This window comes from Arthrobacter sp. G.S.26 (genome assembly GCF_050847375.1).
Classification (GTDB): domain Bacteria; phylum Actinomycetota; class Actinomycetes; order Actinomycetales; family Micrococcaceae; genus Arthrobacter.
This window is the reverse complement of the sequence record NZ_CP193752.1, coordinates 1,836,409-1,856,892: the sequence shown is the minus strand read 5'-3', so window position 1 is coordinate 1,856,892 and position 20,484 is coordinate 1,836,409. Positions and strand designations below refer to the sequence as shown.

21 protein-coding genes are annotated in these 20,484 nt (G+C 64.3%); 15 read left to right on the top strand and 6 right to left on the bottom strand.

Features of this window, described 5'->3' with window-relative positions:
- The first annotated feature begins 3 nt into the window (after positions 1-3).
- From ACRB8A_RS08420 to ACRB8A_RS08380, 9 genes are all read left to right on the top strand, one after another.
- On the top strand, positions 4-408 hold the full coding sequence (locus ACRB8A_RS08420; protein ID WP_432245958.1) for a C-glycoside deglycosidase beta subunit domain-containing protein: 405 nt from the start codon (positions 4-6) through the stop codon (positions 406-408).
- Positions 405-1,298 carry a sugar phosphate isomerase/epimerase family protein gene (locus ACRB8A_RS08415; RefSeq protein ID WP_056601120.1) on the top strand — a complete coding sequence of 298 codons (894 nt, stop codon included), beginning with the start codon at positions 405-407 and terminating at the stop codon, positions 1,296-1,298. The genes ACRB8A_RS08420 and ACRB8A_RS08415 overlap by 4 nt, the downstream gene beginning before the upstream one ends.
- Positions 1,295-2,845, top strand: coding sequence for an MDR family MFS transporter (locus ACRB8A_RS08410; RefSeq protein ID WP_235504781.1), 1,551 nt, complete (start codon positions 1,295-1,297; stop codon positions 2,843-2,845). Before ACRB8A_RS08415 ends, ACRB8A_RS08410 begins: the two co-directional genes overlap by 4 nt.
- Positions 2,846-2,847: 2 nt before the next feature.
- Positions 2,848-3,774 (top strand): alpha/beta hydrolase, encoded by a 927-nt coding sequence (locus ACRB8A_RS08405; protein WP_056601121.1) that lies wholly within the window; start codon positions 2,848-2,850, stop codon positions 3,772-3,774.
- Positions 3,771-4,808 carry a Gfo/Idh/MocA family protein gene (locus ACRB8A_RS08400; RefSeq protein ID WP_056601122.1) on the top strand — a complete coding sequence of 346 codons (1,038 nt, stop codon included), beginning with the start codon at positions 3,771-3,773 and terminating at the stop codon, positions 4,806-4,808. The genes ACRB8A_RS08405 and ACRB8A_RS08400 overlap by 4 nt, the downstream gene beginning before the upstream one ends.
- The gene (locus tag ACRB8A_RS08395; protein WP_235504782.1) at positions 4,805-6,994 is read left to right on the top strand and encodes a glycoside hydrolase family 3 N-terminal domain-containing protein; all 2,190 of its coding nucleotides are present in this window, start codon (positions 4,805-4,807) and stop codon (positions 6,992-6,994) included. The genes ACRB8A_RS08400 and ACRB8A_RS08395 overlap by 4 nt, the downstream gene beginning before the upstream one ends.
- Before the next feature lie 41 nt (positions 6,995-7,035).
- A complete protein-coding gene (locus ACRB8A_RS08390; protein ID WP_162242822.1) occupies positions 7,036-8,673 on the top strand; it encodes a DUF5597 domain-containing protein in 1,638 nt (545 codons plus the stop codon).
- A gap of 188 nt (positions 8,674-8,861) precedes the next feature.
- Positions 8,862-9,662, top strand: coding sequence for an alpha/beta hydrolase (locus ACRB8A_RS08385; protein WP_200933676.1), 801 nt, complete (start codon positions 8,862-8,864; stop codon positions 9,660-9,662).
- Between the two features lie 288 nt (positions 9,663-9,950).
- Positions 9,951-11,519: a serine/threonine-protein kinase gene (locus ACRB8A_RS08380; protein WP_056601126.1), complete on the top strand. Its 1,569-nt coding sequence runs from the start codon at positions 9,951-9,953 to the stop codon at positions 11,517-11,519.
- A 22-nt stretch (positions 11,520-11,541) separates the two neighbouring features.
- Here the strand turns inward: ACRB8A_RS08380 and ACRB8A_RS08375 are convergent, their stop codons facing one another.
- Positions 11,542-12,243 carry a helix-turn-helix transcriptional regulator gene (locus ACRB8A_RS08375; protein ID WP_082484513.1) on the bottom strand — a complete coding sequence of 234 codons (702 nt, stop codon included), beginning with the start codon at positions 12,241-12,243 and terminating at the stop codon, positions 11,542-11,544.
- Positions 12,244-12,316: 73 nt separating this feature from the next.
- Here ACRB8A_RS08375 and ACRB8A_RS08370 point away from each other — a divergent pair, with 73 nt between their 5' ends.
- A complete protein-coding gene (locus ACRB8A_RS08370) occupies positions 12,317-13,138 on the top strand; it encodes an alpha/beta fold hydrolase (RefSeq protein WP_082484516.1) in 822 nt (273 codons plus the stop codon).
- Here the strand turns inward: ACRB8A_RS08370 and ACRB8A_RS08365 are convergent.
- A complete protein-coding gene (locus tag ACRB8A_RS08365; RefSeq protein ID WP_056601130.1) occupies positions 13,117-13,608 on the bottom strand; it encodes a DUF4188 domain-containing protein in 492 nt (163 codons plus the stop codon). The genes ACRB8A_RS08370 and ACRB8A_RS08365 overlap by 22 nt on opposite strands.
- Positions 13,609-13,682: 74 nt before the next feature.
- Here ACRB8A_RS08365 and ACRB8A_RS08360 point away from each other — a divergent pair, with 74 nt between their 5' ends.
- The 5 genes from ACRB8A_RS08360 to ACRB8A_RS08340 all read left to right on the top strand — a co-directional run bounded on the left by ACRB8A_RS08360 (position 13,683) and on the right by ACRB8A_RS08340 (position 17,098).
- Positions 13,683-14,285, top strand: a complete 603-nt coding sequence (locus tag ACRB8A_RS08360) for a TetR-like C-terminal domain-containing protein (RefSeq protein WP_056601169.1) — start codon at positions 13,683-13,685, stop codon at positions 14,283-14,285.
- A gap of 233 nt (positions 14,286-14,518) precedes the next feature.
- Positions 14,519-15,295, top strand: a complete 777-nt coding sequence (locus ACRB8A_RS08355) for an SDR family oxidoreductase (RefSeq protein WP_432245957.1) — start codon at positions 14,519-14,521, stop codon at positions 15,293-15,295.
- A 1-nt stretch (position 15,296) separates the two neighbouring features.
- Complete coding sequence (locus ACRB8A_RS08350) at positions 15,297-16,355, top strand: L-idonate 5-dehydrogenase (protein ID WP_056601135.1); 1,059 nt, start codon at positions 15,297-15,299, stop codon at positions 16,353-16,355.
- Positions 16,356-16,386: 31 nt separating this feature from the next.
- On the top strand, positions 16,387-16,596 hold the full coding sequence (locus tag ACRB8A_RS08345; protein WP_056601137.1) for a hypothetical protein: 210 nt from the start codon (positions 16,387-16,389) through the stop codon (positions 16,594-16,596).
- Between the two features lies 1 nt (position 16,597).
- Positions 16,598-17,098 (top strand): hypothetical protein, encoded by a 501-nt coding sequence (locus ACRB8A_RS08340; protein WP_056601138.1) that lies wholly within the window; start codon positions 16,598-16,600, stop codon positions 17,096-17,098.
- A gap of 14 nt (positions 17,099-17,112) precedes the next feature.
- Here ACRB8A_RS08340 and ACRB8A_RS08335 read toward each other — a convergent pair whose 3' ends face one another.
- From ACRB8A_RS08335 to ACRB8A_RS08320, 4 genes are all read right to left on the bottom strand, one after another.
- Positions 17,113-17,703, bottom strand: a complete 591-nt coding sequence (locus ACRB8A_RS08335) for a TetR/AcrR family transcriptional regulator (RefSeq protein ID WP_056601140.1) — start codon at positions 17,701-17,703, stop codon at positions 17,113-17,115.
- A 30-nt stretch (positions 17,704-17,733) separates the two neighbouring features.
- A complete protein-coding gene (locus tag ACRB8A_RS08330; RefSeq protein WP_235504783.1) occupies positions 17,734-18,348 on the bottom strand; it encodes a TetR/AcrR family transcriptional regulator in 615 nt (204 codons plus the stop codon).
- Between the two features lie 5 nt (positions 18,349-18,353).
- Complete coding sequence (locus ACRB8A_RS08325; RefSeq protein ID WP_432245956.1) at positions 18,354-19,523, bottom strand: pyridoxal phosphate-dependent aminotransferase; 1,170 nt, start codon at positions 19,521-19,523, stop codon at positions 18,354-18,356.
- Between the two features lie 82 nt (positions 19,524-19,605).
- Entirely contained in the window at positions 19,606-20,409 is an 804-nt protein-coding gene (locus tag ACRB8A_RS08320) for an SDR family oxidoreductase (protein WP_056601142.1), read from the bottom strand.
- Positions 20,410-20,484: the final 75 nt, after the last annotated feature.

Below are 20,484 nucleotides of genomic sequence, written 5' to 3'. Positions count from 1 at the left end.
AAAATGGTCCTCGAACGAGAACTGATCCAAAGCCGGGGCTTTCGCAACGTCCAGGAAGGAGCCGACACTGTCGGTTTCGAGATAGCCCTGCGCATGCCCAACTACCGAGGCGTCTGGGGAAGCCTCATCGATGGGGTGGCTGTCACCGTGGACGGTCAGGAATGGACCCGGGAAGTACCCCGCTGGACACTCCAGGGACGCACTTTCAGCATCCAGGAACTGCGCCAATCCACCAATGTCCGCTGGCAGCTCGATGAACTGGCCACCGTCATGGTGCCGCTTGCAGGTGGCCTGGCCGTAGGTGTCCATGATGTCCGCGTTGATATTGCGCTGCACGCACCCTACATTCCGGCTGAATTCCAACCGTCCATTTTCACGTCCCAGCGAAAGGTCACGGTCCTCGCATGAGCAACCTCAAGTACGGCGTCTCCCTCTACAGCTACACCGGTGATATCAACACCGTCCTCACCCTCGAAGACGCCATGGCACAAATAGCTGACATCGGCGCCACCGGGATTGAGATCCTGGGTGAAGGTCATGTGCCCAACTATCCGGAACCGTCCACGGCATGGATCGACCAATGGTACGGGCTGCTCGAAAAATACCAGCTGGAGCCCACCAACTACGGGTCGTGGATCGACTCGAGCATGTGGCGTGACCGCGACCTCACCGCCGATGAGGGCACCGGGATGCTGGCCCGTGACCTTCGCCTGGCCCATCGCCTTGGATTCACCTCAATCCGCCCCAAGATCGGTGTGGTGTCCATGGACCTGCGCCCCCACCCGATCTGGGAGGAAGTGATCGAGCGCAACCTCGATCTCGCAGCCGAGCTGGATCTCATCATTTGCCCGGAAATCCATGCGCCCACTCCCATCAAGCACCCGGTGGTGGACGAGTACATCGCTTTCATCGAGCGAACCGGATCAAAGAACTTCCGCCTGCTCATCGACACCGGTATCTTCCAAAAGGCAATCACCACCGCCAAGCACGACGGCCTCAGCGAAGAAGCCCAGGAAGAAGGCTGGCGTAAACCCCTCGCCGTTCCCATGTCGGACCTGGTGGATGTCCTCCCCTACGTGTCCTTCATTCAGGCCAAGTTCTTCGACATCGACGATGACCTTGTTGACGGCCAGATACCCTGGCGCGAGATCCTTCAAACCCTGAAGAAGAACGAATGGTCGGGTTACCTTTCCAGCGAATACGAGGGCGATCGACTGCCTTACCGATCCATCGAACAGGTGCGCCGGCAGCATGCTCTCCTGCATCGCCTGGAGGCCGAGATCGCCGGGACGCTGTGACCCAAGCCCTCCACAGCGGAACGGTCCCGGTTTCTCCCGCCCGCCTCCGGCTCCTCATGGCAGCACTCCTGGCGGTCTCGTTCCTTGGCGCCCTCGACCACACCATCGTTTCGACATCACTGGCAACTGTCGCCGGCGAACTGGGAGCCCTCCAGCACATGAGCTGGGTGGTGGTGGGTTACACACTCGCCAGTACCGTCCTGCTCCCGGTCCTCGGAGGGCTGGGCGACCGGGTCGGTCCGCGGATGGTCTTTCTTATTGCGCTCGTCGGATTTGTTGCAGCCTCGTTCGGGTGTGGCCTCGCGCAGGACATGACCCAGCTCGTTGTTGCGCGGGTCGTCCAGGGGATGAGCGCGGCGGGTCTGCAACTGATGTCGCAGACGATCGTTGCCGAGGTCACCACGCCGCGGCAGCGTCCGCAGTACCTGTCACTCATCGGGGCCGCCTTTCCGGTCGCGATTCTGATCGGGCCGCTCCTGGGGGGCCTGATCACAGACCACTGGGGGTGGCCCTGGGTCTTTTGGATCAACGTCCCGGTGGGGCTGGCCGCGCTTCTCCTGGCGGTCATCGCCGTTCCGCACATCGAACCAGCGGGCAGAAAACGGTTCGACGTCGTTGGAGCACTGCTGCTCACCGCTGTCCTTGTGGCGGTGGTGCTGGCAGTTGCGTGGTTCAGTTCAGCAAGCTCAACAGCGTGGATAGCCGTGGGAGCCGGCGCAGCGGCGCTGGGCGGACTTGTCGCCGTCGAGCGGGGGCAACAGAACCCCATCATCCCGGTTCAGCTGTTCCGCAACCGGACCTTCAGTGCAGGCGTGGGACTTTCAGCAGTCATGGGTGCAGGGCTCATCTCAGCTACGGCGTACCTGCCAACGTATTTCCAAATGGCATTTGGCGTCAGTGCCACCATCTCAGGACTGGTACCCATCGCAACCGTGCTGGGAATGTTGGTGGGCAACCTCGTGACGGGCTGGCTCGCTTCGCGGACAGGCCGCTACCGCGTGTTTCCGATCGTCGGCACGGTGATGGGAGCACTCGGGCTCGGAGCCATGTCTTTGCTCCCGGAGGGTGTGCCGCTGTGGCTCCCGGCGCTGATCATGGCGGTCGTCGGCCTCGGCACGGGAGCGTTCATGAGCCTCGCCATTGCCATCGTGCAAAGCGCTGCACCCCGCAGTGAACTCGGCACCGCCACCGCAACCGCCGGGCTGAGCGGCCAGGTCGGATCCACCATCGGCTCAGCCGTAGTGGGCGGCGTGGTGGGGTTCGGCGTCGCGTCCCTGTTGCCAGCCGGACTCGATTCCCGCACCCTCACACCTGCTGTGGTCCACGCCGCCGGCCCGGCCTTGCAGGCAGAAATCGCCGCGATCTACCACAACGTGTTTTCCCCCGTTTTCCTGGCACTGGCCGGGGTCTACCTTCTGGGATTCATTGCGGCGTTAATGCTGCCCGACGGACGCCTTTCGGATGAAGCCAGCGCCCCCGCAGAGGACACTGCCGATCCCGATACCCAGGCCAACCCTGCCAATCTTGTACTGCAAGCAGAGGATTAATTATGCCCAACGAAATTACCGCCGATTTCCTCCCAGCGTTCCTTCCACCGGAGGCACTGGTGGACCCGCCGCGCAACGCGGTCGCCCACAGAGGGCTGATCTATGCCTCTATCGACGGCTACCGGGCCCTGGAACTCGACCTCTACCTGCCAGCGGACGCCTCCGCCCCTGCGCCGCTGGTCGTCTGGATCCACGGCGGCGCATGGATTTTCGGTGCGCGGAGCCAACCCCCCGGCGACTGGGACCCCAACCTCGTCTTCCAATCGGCAATCGACGCTGGCATGGCCGTAGCAACCATCGACTACCGGCATTCGCGCGAAGCGCCCTTCCCAGCGCAACTGCACGACTCGAAAGCCGCCGTCCGCTACCTGCGGACGTTCGCACCCCAACTCGGCATCGATCCCGACCGCATCGCGGTCTGGGGCGAATCCTCCGGCGGGCACCTCGCGGCGCTCGTGGCCCTCGTCAACGACCCTGAACTTGAGGGGAATGTCGGAGCCACCGATGTGCCGAGCCATGTCAGCGCCGCTGTGTGCTTCTATCCCATAACGGATGCTGTCGCGATGCCGTCGTTCTCTGAGTCCCTGGCCGAAGGTGTCCGGCTTCCATCTCCGATCGAAATGATTCTCGAAGGATCACCCTGGCCGTATGAGGAAGGGCTCCGGCAGATGTCCCCGGTGTCCTATGTCCGTTCCGACGCACCCCCGATGCTCCTCATCCACGGGGAGGCGGACCGGCTGGTACCAGTCAGCCAAAGTCAGCAGCTGGCTCGGGCCCTCGAACAAGTGAACGCAGACGTACACCTGATTACTGTTCCTGGACTTCACCATGTCTTCTACGCGGGCGATCCTGAAGTCCACGTTGGCACGGCAATCGAGTTCCTGGCCCGGATACTCAAGGCGCCGTCTCCGGCTTTGGGGACGAAGTGACTGCACCAGCCGTCAGGTGGGGGCTTGCAGGCACGGGAACAATTGCCAGGGAATTCGTACGGGCAATAGGTGAAGTACCCGGTGCCTCGATCGCCGCTGCCGCGTCCCGTACCGTCGCAGCCTCGGGCAAGTTCTGTTCCGACTTCGACATACCCAAACAACTCCTGTCGTTCCAGGACCTTGCCAGTGACGACGGGATAGACGCCGTCTACCTTTCCACGCCGGCAGGACTGCATCACGAGCACGCAAAGCTCTTCCTGGAGGCGGGCAAACACGTCCTGGTCGAAAAACCCTTTACTTCCAACCACGCCGAGGCCCTCGACCTGGCTCGAACCGCCCAAAGCAAGGGCGCGGTCCTGATGGAGGCCATGTGGTCCAGGTTCCTTCCCGCCTACGTTGAGCTGAAGCGTCTGGTGGATGACGGTGCCATCGGCGAGGTGCGGAAAGTCGAAGCGTCCTTCGGTTTCCCGATACCGGAGTCAGGTCCGGGCGCACGGCCAGCACTCTATGACCCCGCGCTGGGCGGAGGAAGCGTCCTGGAGCTTGGCGTGTATCCCGTTCAGCTCTCGCACTGGCTCCTCGGCAGCGAGCCAACCGTCGCCGCGTTCGGCAGCATCAGTTCCAGCGGTGTGGACCTGGACACAACGGCGCTCCTGCTTTTCGGTGACGGGGGCACCGGAACCATCAGCTCCTCCATACGAACAGTTCTGCCCAACGACGCACGGATACTGGGAACGGAAGGCTACATCCAGTTGCAGGCCCCGCACCATTGTCCAAACGGGCTGGCCGTTTCACGCTACAACCCGTCGGGGCCCGGAACGATGGAGCCCCACATCATCCGGGCGCCCATAATCGGCGGCGGGCTCAAATACGAAATTCTCGAGTTTCACCGCCTTATTGAAACCGGCAGGTTGCAGAGCTCCGTGATGCCACTGAGCGACACCCTCGCCATCATGCGAACGCTTGACCTGATACGAGGCGAAGTCCGCGTCAACCAGGCCCGGACAGCAACCCTGGAAGGAACACTCAGTTGAAACCACTGTCAACTCCGGAGCAGATCCTGGCAGCCATGACCTATGCAGAGAAGCTGGCTCAGCTCCAGATCGTCTGGCGGCCGGACTCCACCGAAGCGGGCGCCCTTGCCCGTAACGGTGCCGGTGCCCTTTTCTGGCCTGCAACGGCGAAGGCCACCAATGCACTTCAGCGGACCGCAGTTGAGGAAAGCCCACACGGCATCCCCCTCCTGATCGGCCTCGACGTAGTCCACGGCCAATTCACCATCTTCCCCACTCCCCTGGCACAAGCCGCCAGCTTCGACACGGAGGTGGCGGCGGCCGATGCCCGCCTCTCAGCCAGGGAAGCCCGGTCCACCGGAGTCAACTGGACCTTCTCGCCCATGATCGATGTGTCCCGGGACCCGCGCTGGGGACGCGTGGTGGAAGGGTTCGGTGAGGACCCATACCTCAACGCCGTCTTCGGGGAGGCCAAGATCCGCGGCTACCAAGGCGATGACCTCTCCTCGCGCACGTCTATCGCCGCCTGCGCCAAGCACTTTGTTGGCTACAGTGCCGCTGAGGGAGGCCGCGATTACAACAGCACAGACATTTCCATCCAACGGCTTCGCAACATCTACCTGGAGCCCTTCAAGGTGGCGGTCACAGCAGGGGTCGCCAGCGTGATGGCAAGCTTCAACGCAGTCTCCGGCGTGCCCATGCACGCCAACCGGGAGATGCTCACCGATGTCCTCAAGAATGAGTGGGGACATAACGGCATCGTCGTCGCAGATGCCGGTGGGGTGGGAGAACTTGTGGAGCATGGCGTCGCCGCCAACGCGTCCGACGCCGGGCGGTTGGCTCTGTCAGCAGGGCTCGACGTCGAAATGGGCGGCTCTTTGCTCAGCGGAAATGAACCCATCATCCGTGAGGGCGTGCTGGACCCTGCACGCCTGGACGACGCCGTACTTCGTGTGCTCCGTCTTAAGCAGGCACTGGGCCTGTTCGAAAACCCTTATGTGGACGAGTCGGCAGCCGCTACCGGCCCTGATGAAGCCTCGCTGTCAGCGGCAAGGGCCACTGCCGCACGCTGCGCTGTCCTGCTGAAGAACGAGGCAGCCGTCCTGCCGCTGAAGCCACGGGGACAACGCGTTCTGGTGGTGGGTCCCTATGCTGAAAGCAAGGACCACCTCGGCGCCTGGGTACAGTATTTCGCCTCGCCCACCACCACCTCAATTGTCGAATCCCTCACCGCGGCCCTGCCTGGCTCTGTGGTGACGGCACTTCCCGGCGCCACCTTTTTTGACTCCGATCCTGGCCTCCAGGCTGAAGCCGCTGCCGCCGCGGCGGAAGCGGATCTTGTGATTGTGGCCGTAGGGGAACCCAGTACCCTCTCCGGGGAGGCAAGCTCACGAAGTTCATTGAACCTCCCCGGAGACCAGGAAGAACTGATCAGGGCCATTGCTGGTTCAGGCACCCCTTTTGCCGTAGTGCTCATGACAGGCCGGCCGCTGGTGGTCAGCGAATGGATTGATCAGTGTCCTGCCCTCCTGGTGGCATGGCACCTGGGCACTGAGGCGGGAAAAGCGATCTCTGACGTCCTCACCGGCATTGTCAACCCCGGCGGCAAGCTGCCCATGTCCTTTCCGCGTTCGGTGGGTCAGGTACCCATCTACTACAACCACGAGTCAACCGGGAGGCCCGCCCGCACAGGAGGATCCCTTGCCCACCAGCGGCCGGACGTTGGACTGACCGGCCCCAACAACACCGATGATTACTTCAAGTCGAAGTATCTGGACTTGGAGCTGGGGCCGCAGTTCGGTTTCGGCTACGGGCTCAGCTACACCTCCTTTGAGCTGGAATCATCGCAGGACCAGGCACTGTCGGTCGCCTTGGACGGGCTCAGAGCTGGAACAAGGCTTTCTTTCACCACGATCGTTCGCAACACCGGAACGAGGGACGGGGATGAAGTTGTCCAGTTGTATGTCTCTGACCTTCTGGCAAGTGTGACCCGGCCTGTCAGGCAGTTGCGGGGCTTCCACCGCGTGTTCGTGCCGGCTGGCGAAGAGCGGCGGGTAACACTGACCGTCGGCTTCGATGACCTGGGATTCTGGACCAACGATGCCCAGGCCGGTTACATCGTGGAGCCAGGCGAATTCCGGATCCGGGTCGGCGACGGTCTGTCCTTCCAGGAATTCAGGCTGAAGGTCACTCCCCCTTCCTCCTAAGACACCGAAACCACGCCCAACAAGCAATGAGGACCATTACCATGCCACACCAGAACTTCCCGCGGCTCGAGCGGACAGGCAACCACACCCGGCTCATCGTTGAAGACAGGCCATTCCTCTGCGTTGGAGGCGAGCTGCACAATTCGAGTGCTTCGAACCGGAATTACATGTCGCCCATCTGGGACAAGCTGGTAAAGGCGGGGATCAATACTGTCATCGCTCCTGTGTCATGGGAACAAGTGGAACCGGTCGAGGGGCACCTCGACTTTTCGATCGTGGACGGATTGTTGGAAGACGCCCGGTCCGCGGGAGTCCGCCTGGTGATGATCTGGTTTGGCGCATTCAAGAACGCTTCCTCCACCTATGCCCCCAGCTGGGTCCGCGCCGATCGCCAACGGTTTCCACGCGCGGACAGGGGCACCAAACCTCTGAAGACCCCCTTCTCCTATCCCGGATCAATGCCGCGGCCAAGCCTGTCCGTCTTCTCGGACAATCTTTTCGAAGCGGACCGGACTGCCTACGCTGCCTTGTTGAAGCACGTCGCCCTGATCGATCCAGACCATACGGTCATCATGGTCCAGGTTGAGAATGAAGTGGGACTGCTGGGCGCAGGAAGGGACCACAGCGCAGTGGCGGAAGCCGCTTGGAATGCACCCCTCCCACAGCAGTTGATTACTGCGGTTTCCGAGGAACCGGATTCCTTCGCCCTTGGGTTTGTGCAGGCTCTCGGCACGAATCCGGACCGCACCATGAGTTGGGGGGACCACTTCGGCGATGACAACCCCCTTGCTGAGGAAACTTTTATGGCGTGGGGGTTCGCATCCTTTGTGGGCGGTTTGGCGGCTGCGGGAAAAGAGGTACTGCCGCTCCCCGCTTACGCCAACGCCTGGATCGGGCCACAACGTGGGCAGGACCTCCCCGGCCAATACCCAAGTGGTGGGCCGACGGCCGGCATGATCCCGGTATGGAGGGCCGCGGCGCCGGCCATCGACTTCCTGGCGCCGGATATCTATGTTCCCAACACGGCAGAAGTCATGCGCCAGTACGCCTCGGATTCGAACCCCTTGTTCATTCCTGAAGCACGTTTCCGCGCCGGGGATGCGTTTTTGGCAATTGGCGGCTTTGGAGGTTTCGGCTACAGCGTCTTCGGGGTGGAGGAGGGCAGGGAAGGCAACCAATTCAGCACAGCGTGCAACATCATTAACTGCCTTACTCCCGAGATAGTGGACGCGCAGCGAGACGGTCGAATTTTTGGGTTCGCCCTTGAACAGGACGAGGAATCCTTCAGCAACGACCTGGTGGGTACGACAATTACTGTTCGGAATTCCAGGAAGCTCCTCGAGGGTATGCTCCTGGACGCAGGCGTGCGGGTTCCGCCGGCCCCGGAACTCGCGGAAGAAACGGTTGCCGCCACCCACGGCCCTACACCAGGAGACGTCCGTCCTTTCGGGATGGTGCTGGCGATCAACCCCGCGGAGTTCATCGTTGTGGGCCAGGGGGCGCAAGTGGACTTCCACAAGCCCGGCTGTGACGTTGAGCTGGATTCGGTGAGGGAGTTGGTGGTGACCGATGCGGGGTTGCGGGAGGGACGATTCATCAATGGGGACGAGCGACTTGAGATCCTTTCAGATAAGCACATCACTGCCGTGAGGGTCCGGCTCCTCATCACCGCCAGCTGAAGGCCGTTAACCTCGAAAGGAACCCAGTGCCGTTTCACCCCGACATCGCCGTCCGGCTGCCCTTGCTGGCGGGCATTCCGTCCCTGGAAGCAGGCCTTAGCGAGCCGCTCATGAGGGCACAGATGGAAGCATTTGATGCCTACCCGGACGCTCCTCCCCCGCCGGCTGCCGCCACCCGTATGGTGTCAGTGCCCGGCCCGCATGGCCCGGTACCGCTGCGCATTTACACCCCTGTAGAACCGAACAAGGAAGCCGATTCCCCGCACGCTTTGGTGTGGATGCACGGCGGAGCCTTCCAGTTCGGAGATCTGGACACGAAAGAGGCCGACTGGACTGCCCGGCAGTTGGTTCAGCGGGCGTCGGCAACAATCGTGAGTGTGGACTACCGGCTGGCCGTCAACGGTGTGCAGTACCCGGTACCCCTTGACGACGTCGTTGCCGCTATCCGGTGGGTGCAGGCAAACATGCTGGAGTTGGGCATCACATCGGTTTCTGCGGGTGGCGTCAGCGCTGGTGCAAATCTGGCCGCTGCCGCCGCGCTGCGGCTCCGGGACGAGGACGGATGGGTGCCGGACCAGCTGGTGCTGGTCTATCCGATGATGCACGCCGAACCTCCTCATCCTTCGGAGTCACTCCGGCGCGCATTGACGGAACTGCCGGATGCCATGAGGCTGACACCGCAGATGATCCGGTCGGCAACAGAGAACTACGTGGGATCTTCAAGCGGCGTTCCCATTTCGGGATACGCGATGCCCGCCAACGCAGAACTGGCCGGCCTCGGGCCAACACTGGTACTGAATGCCGAATACGACGAGTTGCGAGCCTCAGGCGAAGCATTCAGCGCCTTGCTCGCAGCCCGCGGTGTTGATGTCAAGCAGGTCACTGTTCAGGGAATGCTTCATGGTTTCCTGAACCTGCCCGCAACCTTGGCTCCCGTCAACGACGCACTGGAGCGCATCGCAGTGAGGCTACGGCCGAAGATTTCCTGACCACCAAAGGCTGCGCTAATGATGCCCGTCAGGGCCGGCACCTGGGGTACTTCTGCCAGCACCCCACACCAGTCTCCCCCGGCTGATAGTCTGTAATTAATAAGTAGCCTTCCTTCTTGGCGGGTGCTGCCGGAATTGAGATGATCCCCGAAGCAGGCGCCAGTACCAACTGCTGCCACCGCCTAAGGCCAGTCCTCAGGCTTCTCCGGGAACCCAGACCATCGAACGCGACAACGCCCGGGCCTGCGCACGCCGGCATTGTTATACGGAGATCCCTTGACAGGTGTGATGCCACCAACCGACAGCAGGCAGTTGCTGGGCGGCCGGTTCCGGTTGCGCGAGCTGGTGGGCCGGGGGGCTGCCGCCGCGGTGTACAGGGGCGTGGACGAGTCGCTGGGGCGGGAGGTGGCCCTGAAAGTCTTCACCCGCGACGGCGGGGATCCTGAACTGCTCGCCCGTCAGGACGCTGAGATACGGATCCTCGCTTCCCTGGCCCACCCAGGGCTGGTGACGTTGTTCGACGCCGGCAGCGACGCCGTCGCGAACCGCAGCTACGTGGTGATGGAGTATGTCTCCGGTCCCGACCTTCGCCGGCAGCTGCGCGAGGGCGCCTTGGAACCGGAGGATATTGCCCGCGTGGGAGCAGACCTGGCCTCGGCGTTGTCATATGTCCACCACCGCGGCGTGATCCATCGGGACATCAAACCCGGCAACATCCTGCTTTACCAGCCCGGCAATGGAGCGTTGGGCAAGTGCTGGCGGGCCAAGCTCGCGGATTTCGGCATTGCCCGCGTGATGGAGGAAAACCGGCTGACCGGCACCGGCCGGACCGTCGGGACCGCAGCGTATCTCAGCCCCGAGCAGGCCCTCGGCGGAGAACTGACGGGCGCTAGCGACGTCTACTCATTGGGCCTGGTCCTTCTTGAGTGCCTCACCGGCTATGTGGAGTTTCCCGGCACCCCGATCGAGTCCGGTGTTGCCCGCCTCAACCGCGACCCGGCCATCCCCACGGGCATCAGTCCGGATTGGGCGGCACTGCTGGCTGCGATGACCTCCCGGCATCCCCGGGACCGGCCGGACGCCGCCCAGGCCACCATTTCCCTGCGGCGCCTGGCTCTGGCGGGCGGAACCCCTACAGCTCCGCAAACCCCGCTACTGCCACCACGACCGGATCGTGCCCCCACGGGCTCACCGGAACCATTACCGGCACCGCGGACGAGGCGCCGCAGGGCCATCGCTGCCGTATGCCTGGCAGCAGTTCTTGTTGCCGGAGCCACCGCAGCCACGCCGCAGGGCGGCAGCGGTACCGAGCAACAAACCACATCAGCAACACCCGCAATGCAACCACAAAACAATCCCCTGGACTTCCATCTCGACCAACTCCAATCCGCCATCGAATCATCCGATAGGCTCCTGACAATCCTCGGGCACGTCCGGCAAGCGGTAGCCGCCAATGATCAGCAGGCGGCCCTGGCCTACGTGGAAGAACTCGAAAAGACCGCAGTTGACGAAGCACTTCGCAGCGGGATGACGCTTGAAAACTACCGGGCAATCACCGAAGCCATCCGGCTGGTCCGGACCGACCTGCAATCCCTGACACCCGCCGCGGCTGATTCAACGGCCGAAGCGCTCCCGGAAGGCAGCCCCGACCCGGCACCGTTGCCCGCCGTCGAACCTTTAACACCCGCGCCGGCTGCCGTTCCGCTCACCGTACCTGCAGCCGCGGAACTCGAGTCCAACGGCGCTGCACCGCAGCAACGGGACCGCATCCCGGCCACGTCGGGACGTGGCGCCGGAAATGATGCCGCCGGTAACAACGGCAAATCAGGTAGTGCGCCGGGGCATAACAAGCCCTGAAAGCACGACGGCGGCACTTGAGTCAGCCATGTCCCCGGGTGTTCACCGGCTTGGCATTCAGCGGCGGTTCGCCAACCTCTTCGATGGTGTGGCCGGTGCATGCGGTGGTGGTGACGCTGGCCCGCTCGATGCGCGAAACGGTGAACCACCGTATCGCGTCGCGAAGCCGGCACCACCCGACGAGGTACCACTGGCCGTTGGTGGAGGCGAACAATACCGGTTCCACGTCGCGGGTGGTTGTGCTGTGTTCCGCCGATGTGTAGCGGATGCGGATCACCCGCTGCTCGGCCATCCCTTGCTCCAGAGCCGACCTGGTTGCCCGCGAGGATGAGGGGACCGCGTTGACCCAGATGCGCCGGGCCAGCCTGTCCGCCCGCATCCGGGTGGCGGGATCAAGAACGTCCAGGATTTTTTGGTTACCTGCTGCTGCCAGGTCTGCGTACGGGGCATCGCGTGCGGCGGAAACGGCCGCCATGAGCGCCACGGCCTGGGACGGGGAAAGAGTGACGGGCGGCAGGGTGACGCCTGCCGCCAATCCGTAGCCACCGCCCGGACCGGGGCGCGCCCAAATCGGCACACCGCTGGTTTCCAGCGAGTCGAGGTCCCTTTTAATGGTGCGCACGGACACCTCGAGCTCCCTCGCCAGCCGTTCGCCCGAAATGCCGCGCTTGCCGCTGCGGCGCAGCATCTCGGACAAAGCAAGAAGGCGCTCCACACGCTTCACGGTTCAAACCTGGTCCAATTCATGACACAAATAGTGACATACCCTTGTCCGTACCGCCTGCGAGGGTTGTGCCATGACACCGACTGCAAACAGCACGAACATTGTTCTTATCGCCGGCCACTGGCTTGGTGCATGGGCGTGGGATGAAGTACTGAGGGAGCTCGAGGCTGACCAGTCCCGCGCGACGGCCGTGACACTGCCGGGCCTTGACGGCAACGATCCTGAACGCAAAACGAAGACCCTCGAGGATCAGGCGACGGCGATCCTGCAAGCCATCACCAATCTCGGCGCCACCGCGGCTCAACCGGTTACGCTCGTTGCGCACAGCGGAGCGAATGCCCCCGTCAGCATGGTCCTTGACCGGCGCCCGGAGGTAATCCACGCAGTGGTGTGGGTTGACTCCGGCCCCGTGGCGGCGGGAAGTGCCTTTGCCTCGGATTTCCCGGAGAGCGTGGAGGAGTTTCCGCTGCCGCCCTTCGATGTGCTCGCGCAGCAGGCGAGCCTCGAAGGTCTGAGCTCGGAAGTCCTGGCGCGATTCCGGTCACGGGCTGTCCCTGAACCCGGGCCAGTGCTCCGCCAGCCAGTCGAGCTCACGAACGAGGCCCGCCGCAAGGTCCACACCACCCTGGTGTGCTGCTCGATTCCGGGTGCGAAGGTGCTCGATCTGGCACGGACCGGCCACCCCATGTTTGCAGAAGTCAAGAACATCGAACACTTGGACGTCATCGACCTTCCAACGGGGCATTGGCCCATGTGGAGCCGCCCGAAAGAGCTTGCCCGCATTATCCGCTCAGTGGCTTCCCGAACCAGGGCGCCGGAATTCCCACCGGCGATTCCGCCACTCGGATCCCGGCAGGTGGATCCACCTGCCGATCAGGCAGCGCCTGCTGAATGACCCATTCTTTGCTTGGCTGTGTGCGTTCCCTTACCGATCGGGACCTGTGCGGTGGCTTTCGCCAGCCCGAAGAGCGGCATTCCGCTGTAGATCGTCTCAATCCCGCTCGCCGGGGCCTGGTACGTTTCGTGCCAGATTCCGATGTCCCCGCTTCCGGACAGTTCCTTCATAAAGTGCCGCCAGGGCTCCAGGTGCGGGGCGTCCCGGTCTGCGGCGAACTTCCGCAGGTGGTCGGGGCTCCGCCAATAGGTGACCATCATCGTGGTCCGCCCAAACCATTGTTCAACCCCGAGCATGCCGGCGTCAGGATTCCGGGCAAGGTGGCGCAGCATGCGTGGCATTGCCGCGGCAACGTGGGCAACCTTGCCGATTTTCCACCAGCGGTTGGCACGCATCCCAATCAGGAAAACCGTCACCGAGTCTTGCCCGGGGTCAGCCGTGTACCGGCCGGGATAGATGTGTTGCCCCATGATGCGCCTTCCAAAGTGACCATTTTTCGTTTTGTAACGTTGTTACGAAACAAGGTTATGGCAGAGTTGTGGGCATGGCAAGACCTGTGGTGCATACCAGTTCCCTTCGTAATGAGCTGCTGCTGGCCACTGCCGAGTTGGTGGACCGGAGTGGCCCGGCAAAAGTCACGTTGCGGGATGTGGCAGCGGCAGCAGGAACGTCAACGACGGCCGTCTACTCGCTGTTTGGCGGGAAATCCGAGTTGCTCACCGCGGTTGTGGACGAGGCGTTTCGCTCCTTCGGCAGTTCCCAGGCGGCGGCGCTTGAGGGCGGGCTGCGTGGGCTGGGTACCGCATACAGGCACTGGGCACTGAGTCATCCGGCAATGTACCGACTGATGTTCGGCGGCGCATTGGCCTCCTTCGCCGAGTGCCTGCCCAGCCCGGACACCACCACCGATGCCATGGGACCCCTCAAGGAAGCTGTGACTGCCGCACAACAGGCTGGCGGATGGCGCCAGGAACCTGCCGACATCGTTGCTGCGGCAATATGGGGCCAGGTTCATGGCCTGGTCAGCCTGGAACTTGCCCAGGTTGGACCGCCCGGCATGGACTGGGCCGCAGCCTACAACGCTGCCCTCGAAGCGATTGCCCGCAGTTGGGCCGTACCGGCGACGTCCGGGCCAGCGTCAAGCTGACCGGAAAGCTGGTGCAGGCGCGTGGACGCCATTAGGAACGTTCCCCACCGGCAAGCCCGCATTCGGCAGTCGTCCGCCCTGTCAGCTGGCCAGATGCCACCATGACGCCTTGAAACTATAATTGTCTCGCAAATGAGAAATAGTTCTTGACTCTGGATCAGCCCCGCCGTAGGCTCGAGGGGTGCGCTGAAGCACCGCAAGATCCGCAGTGAACGTCGAGAAGAGGCACTTCCATGGACCATCCGTCACCCTTTGACCTGACCGGGCGAACTGCCCTGATTACGGGATCAAGCCGGGGTATCGGAAAGGCCTTGGCGAGCGGCCTGGCCCTGGCAGGAGCGGCCGTGGTGCTCCACGGCCTGGACCCGGCCCGGCTGGAAGCCACCAGGAAAGAGCTGGCTGGAAACTTCGGTGCGGACAAGGTGGGTGCGGTCTCCTTCGACATCACCGACGAGGCTGCCGTGGCCGCGGGAGTAGCGGATGCCGAAGCCACCTACGGTCCGTTGGACATCCTGGTGAACAACGCCGGTGTCCAGCACCGCGTAGCCTTGCTGGAACTTGACGCCGCCGACTGGAACAGGGTGCTCGCCACCGACCTGACCAGCGCTTTCCTGGTGGGCCGCGAAGCCGCCCGCCGGATGCTGGAGCGCCGGAGCGGCAAGATCATCAACATCGGCTCCGTCCAGTCAGACCTCGCCCGGCCCACGATCGGCGCGTACACCGCGGCGAAGGGCGGACTGCGCAACCTCACCCGGGCCATGACCGCCGAGTGGGCGGGCCAGGGCCTGCAGATCAACGGCATCGCCCCCGGCTACATCCACACCGAAATGACCCAGCCACTCGTCGACGACCCCGCTTTCAACTCGTGGATCCTGGGCCGGACCCCGGCGGGCCGCTGGGGAACCGTGGATGACCTGTCCGGGCCGGTCACCTGGCTCGCCTCGGACGCATCCAACTACGTGAACGGGCAAACAATCTTCATCGACGGCGGAATGACAGTGGTGGTTTGACATGGCAACTACAACAACGAATCTGTTAACGGGCCCGGCCGTCGTCGTCCACGGCGTCGGGGACCTCCGGATCGAAGCCCTCGCGCATGCCGCACCCGAACCCCACGAGGCCGTAGTGGACATCGCCTATGGCGGCATCTGCGGCTCCGACCTGCACTACTGGCTCCACGGCGCGGCCGGCGAATCCATCCTGCGTGCTCCACTGGTGCTGGGCCACGAAGTGGTGGGCACTGTAGTCCAGGCGGCTGCCGGCGGCTCGGGCCCGGCAGCAGGCACCGACGTTGCCGTCCACCCCGCCACGCCGGGCGGAGCCGGCGTCCGCTATCCCGCCGACAGGCCCAACCTCTCCCCCGGCTGCACCTACCTGGGCAGCGCCGCCCGCGTCCCGCATACCCAGGGCGCCTTCAGCCGGTATGCCGTCCTGCCCGCCCGGATGCTCCGGCCGCTTCCTGCCGGGCTGCAGCTGCGCGCGGCCGCCCTCGCCGAACCCGCAAGCGTAGCCTGGCACGCTGTTTCCCAGGCAGGCGACCTCACCGGCAAGCGGGTCCTCGTCATCGGCAGCGGCCCGATCGGCAGCCTCATCGTGGCAGTGGCCAAGCGCGCCGGAGCAGCCGAAATCGTCGCCGTCGACGTGCACGAAGCTCCCCTCCAGATCGCCAAGGCGGTCGGCGCGACGGGAACCATTCTGGCCACTGATGCCGACGCGATCGAGGCGGTTCAGGCCGACGTCGTACTGGAATCCTCCGGCAACCACCGCGGCCTGGCCTCCGCCCTCCGCGGCGCCATGCGCGGCGGCAAAGTGGTCATGGTGGGGCTCCTGCCCAGCGGCGATCAGCCCGTCCCGATCTCGCTGGCCATCACCCGTGAACTGGAACTCCTCGGTTCGTTCCGCTTCAACAACGAGATCGACGACGTGCTTACTGCCCTCGCGGACGGCTCACTGTATGTGGACCCGGTGGTCACCCACGAATTCCCCTCTACGGAGGCGCTGGCGGCCTTCGACCTTGCCAAGGACCCCACCCGGTCCGGCAAGGTGCTCATCTCGTTCCGCGACCAATAACGACGCACCCCAGGCATCAGGAGCAAAGAAAATGATCCAGTCTGTCAAAGCACCCACCCTGCGCTGCCGGCCCCTCCGGGCTATGACGGCGGTCACCGGCACGCACTGCCCGGCCAGCGGCCGGTGGAGCCCCAATGGCGAAGCACAGAAAGGCCAGGTGTTCTTCGAGGGCAGCCTTATGCCTTCCTTTGGCGGCGCGGCGGTGGTTTGGGTGCTGGCCCCGGAAGCGGACACGCACTAGCGTGGCCGTCCAGCCGCTGCGGGCAGGCCGGCGCCGCCGGTTCGAACCCATCGACCAGGAGACGCTCCGCCACGAACTGGCACTGAACCGCCAGCAGGTGGCGCAGGCGGACAGCAGCGTACGCGGCGCCCTTAGGCTGCGGAACGACACCGTCGCCCAGGCCCTGGCCGACGGCGTATCGGTGGCCAAAATCGCCGACGCCGCGGGCGTCGGCAAAGTGGACGTTCGACGGCGGATCGGCGCCGGCTACACGGAGCTGCAACCGGCGGGCTGGCCGGCCGGGACTCACCTCGAAGCGATCCGCGGCTGTACGAAGGCCCTGGCTGCCGCCGTCGAGCGTAAGAGCGCGCTGGAAGTACGACGCCGGTCCCTTACCGTGATGGCGCTGAAGACAGGCCAGCTGGACCTCTTCGAAGTCGCATCCCTGGCCGCCGTTCCGCCCGAGAGGATCCGCCGCGAAATGCGCGGGATAACCCTCCGGAGCGTGCGGCTGGCGAACTAGGCCCAGGGTTCAGTTCAGTCCGTGGCCGCGGACTTGTTCCCGTCCCAGCCAACCAGGGCGCCCCGAAGCGCGGCCACCAGCCGCTCAGTGGCTTGCTTCTTATTCAAGCCAACGGTGTTGATCAGGTCGAGGATTTCGCGGGGATCAAACAGGATGTTCCAGAGGAACATTGCCTCGTCCCCCAGCGGGCTCAGTCCCAGCTCGGCGCAGGCTTCCTCCAGCGGGCGCTGCAGTGCCTCGGCCTGGACGGTGAGGTAGAAAGCCCCGGTCCGGAGCCGGGCGAGGTATCCCTCGCCCGAACGCGTGTAGAGCATGGCCCCGCCGTGTTTGACCACCAGGTCCACCCATTTGCGGCTGACCGCTTCGAGCAGCTCAAGGCCGCTGGTGGTCTGCTTCAAGCTGTAGTCCCGCAGCTTGTGGCCCACGTTGAAGCGGTACTCGGCCAGGACATCCTCAACGGACGCAAAATGCCGGTATGCCGTGGCCGTGGAGATCTCGGCGTGCTTGGCGATGTCCGTCATGTTGATGGTCCCCCGCCGGGCGGCAAACAGTGCACCGGCCGCGTTGACCAGTTCCCTGCGGTTACGTTGGGTATCGCTTCGCATTCCCGGGCCCCTTTCTGTTGCGTACCAAGCTTATTGCCTCGGCCCGCCGATCGGGCCGCACCAGCCCTTCAAGGCCCCCACCAGCGTGGCTGCCAGCCGCCGGGCGGTCTCCTCGGGGCCCAATCCCAGCGTCTCGATCAGGTCGAAGATTTCGCGCGGATCGAACAGAACGTTCCACAGGAACATGGCCTCATCGCCTGGGTCATCCACGCCGAGTTCAAGGCAGGTGTCCCGAAGCGCCGCGCCCAGGGCGTCAGCCTGGACGGTCAGGTGCGTGGCACCTGTACGCAGCCGCGCCAGGTAGCCTTCGCCGGACCGGGTGTGGACCATCGCGCGGCCGTGGGTCACCACCAGGGTGACCCACTTGGTGCTGACAAGGCGCAGCAGCTCCAGCCCCGTCGCCTGCTGCTGCTGGCTGAACTCCAGCAGTTCGCTGCCCACCTCGAACCGGAAGCGGGCCAGGACCTCATCGACGGAGGCAAAATGCCGGTACGCGGTGGCGGTCGAGACCTCGGCGGCCCGGGCAATGTCCGCCATGGTGGCCTGGTGGCCTTCGGCGAACAGTTTTCCGGCAGAACGGATGATGAGCTTCCGGTTGCGGAGCGTGTCGCTGCGCAGTCCGGGAACTGCGGCAGTGGTGGCCAAGTGCGCTACTTCAAGTCGGCGAGGCCGGCCGCAAGCCGTTCGACGCCGGCGTTGATGGCTTCGGCACTGGCGGCGTAGGAGAGCCGCAGGTGGAATTCGCCGTTGCGGCCGAACTCGCTGCCGGGACGGACTGCCACGCCGTGGTTGCGCAGGTGCGCCACCATTTCCGAGGCCGGCAGGTCGGCGTCGTACTTCGGGAAGAGGTAGAACGCGCCCTCCGGTGAGCTGACCGTGAGCCCCTGGATGTCCTTCAGGCCGTTGTACATCAGCTCGCGGCGGGCCGCGTAAGAGGCGTGCATCCGCTCGATGTCCGGCCCGCAGGTCTGCAGGGCGGTGAGCGCGGCCAGCTGGACCGCTGTGTTCATGGAGCCATTGAACGTGTTGTGGACCCTCGCTGCGGAGGCGATGACGTCCGCGGGACCCCACAGGTAGCCCACCCGCCAGCCGGTCATGGCGTAGCTCTTCGAGAAGGTCTGGCAGTAGATGGTGCGGCCCGCGAGGCCCTCGATTTCCAGGGCGGACGTGAACGGCTCAGGCGTGTAGACCAGGTCGCTGTAGGCCTCATCGGAGAGGATCAGGATGTCGGTGCCGGCGACCATCAGGGCCAGTGCCTCGAGCTCCGCGCGGGAGTGGACAATTCCGGTGGGGTTGGACGGGTTGCAGAAGACAAACATCTTCGCCCCGTCGAGGGCGCCCGCCAGCGCGTCCAGGTCCCAGTGCAGGTTCCCGGCGAGGGGCACCGGAACGATCGTGCCGCCGGCCATGCTGACCAGGTCTGCGTAGAGGGAGTAGGTGGGATCCGGGATGACTACCTTGTCGCCCGGGTTGACGGTGCCAAGGATCGCGGCGGCCAGCCCTGCCGTGCCGCCCTGGGTGATCAGCACATCGTTGGTGCTGACAGCGGATCCCAGCAGGGCGCCGATCCGCACGGCCAGTTCGTCGCGGAGGACCGGTTCGCCGAGCAGCGGCGAGTAGTGGGTGTAGCCGTCCTGCAGGGCCTTCGCCGCGGCGTCGCGGACCTGCTGCGGGGTATCAAAGTCGGGTTCGCCCATGGCCAGGGACACCAGGTCTCCGCTGGACTGCGGCTGCTGGACGCGCAGCGACGTCCGGAGCACGCGCTGGACGGCGTCGGAAGGAGGGAAGCTGAGGATACTGGGTGCTGCTGGTGTGGTCACGACGGTGTCCTTTCAGACAGGGAGGCAGAGAGTAGTCAGGGGCGGCGGAAGGGTCCCGGCCGCGTTTTGTTTAGGGATTGCGCTATTTACTGCCCTGTGGGAGATCGGTTGCGGGGGCGCCGGTCCAGCGGCTGATCTCGATGTCGCCAGAGGTGTCCCGCTGCACGGTGGGGGCGATGACCAGTTCCTGGACCACCGTGCGCTGCGGCAGTGTTGCCACCAGGTGGATGGCCCGGGCCACATCCTCCGGCTGGACCATGGCGTCCCGTTCCTCCTGGCGCGGCGGGCGGGCCCGGTTGTCCAGGATGGGCGTCGCGGTCTCACCCGGCAGGATGGTCACGGCACGCAGCCCCTCGTTGCGGAATGTGGTGTGCAGGTACGTCATGAAGTTCCGGACCGCCGCCTTGGCAGCGCCGTACGCTGCACCGCCCAACAGGTTCGGGGTCACAGCCGCCAGTGAGGAGACGGTGATGATGGAGCCGGTGTTGCGGCCGAGCATGTCCGGCAGCACCGCCTGGGTGAGCAGGAAGACGGCGTTCAGGTTCACGTCCAGGACCTGGTTCCATTCCTCTTCTGCGATCCACCGCACGTTCAGGACCTTGCTGGCGCTGCCGGCATTGTTGATGAGAATGTCCACCAGGCCGACGTTTTGGTGGATCCAGTCCACCAGGGCATCCACCTCGGCCTTGCTGGCGATGTCGGCGGTGCGGACGCAGGACTTGCCGCCGCTTGCTGAAATCTCGTTGGAGAGTTTGTCCAGCACGTCCTGCCGCCGCCCTACCAGCACCACGGTGGCACCTTCGGCGGCCAGCAGCTTGGCCGTTTCGCGGCCCATGCCGGTGCCGGCGCCGGTGATGATGGCAACCTTGCCATTCAGAAGCTCCATGATGCATCTCTTTCGTCCGGCACGCTGCGGGAGGCAGCGCGGCAGTGGCAACCGGGTAAACCGGATAAAACAAGA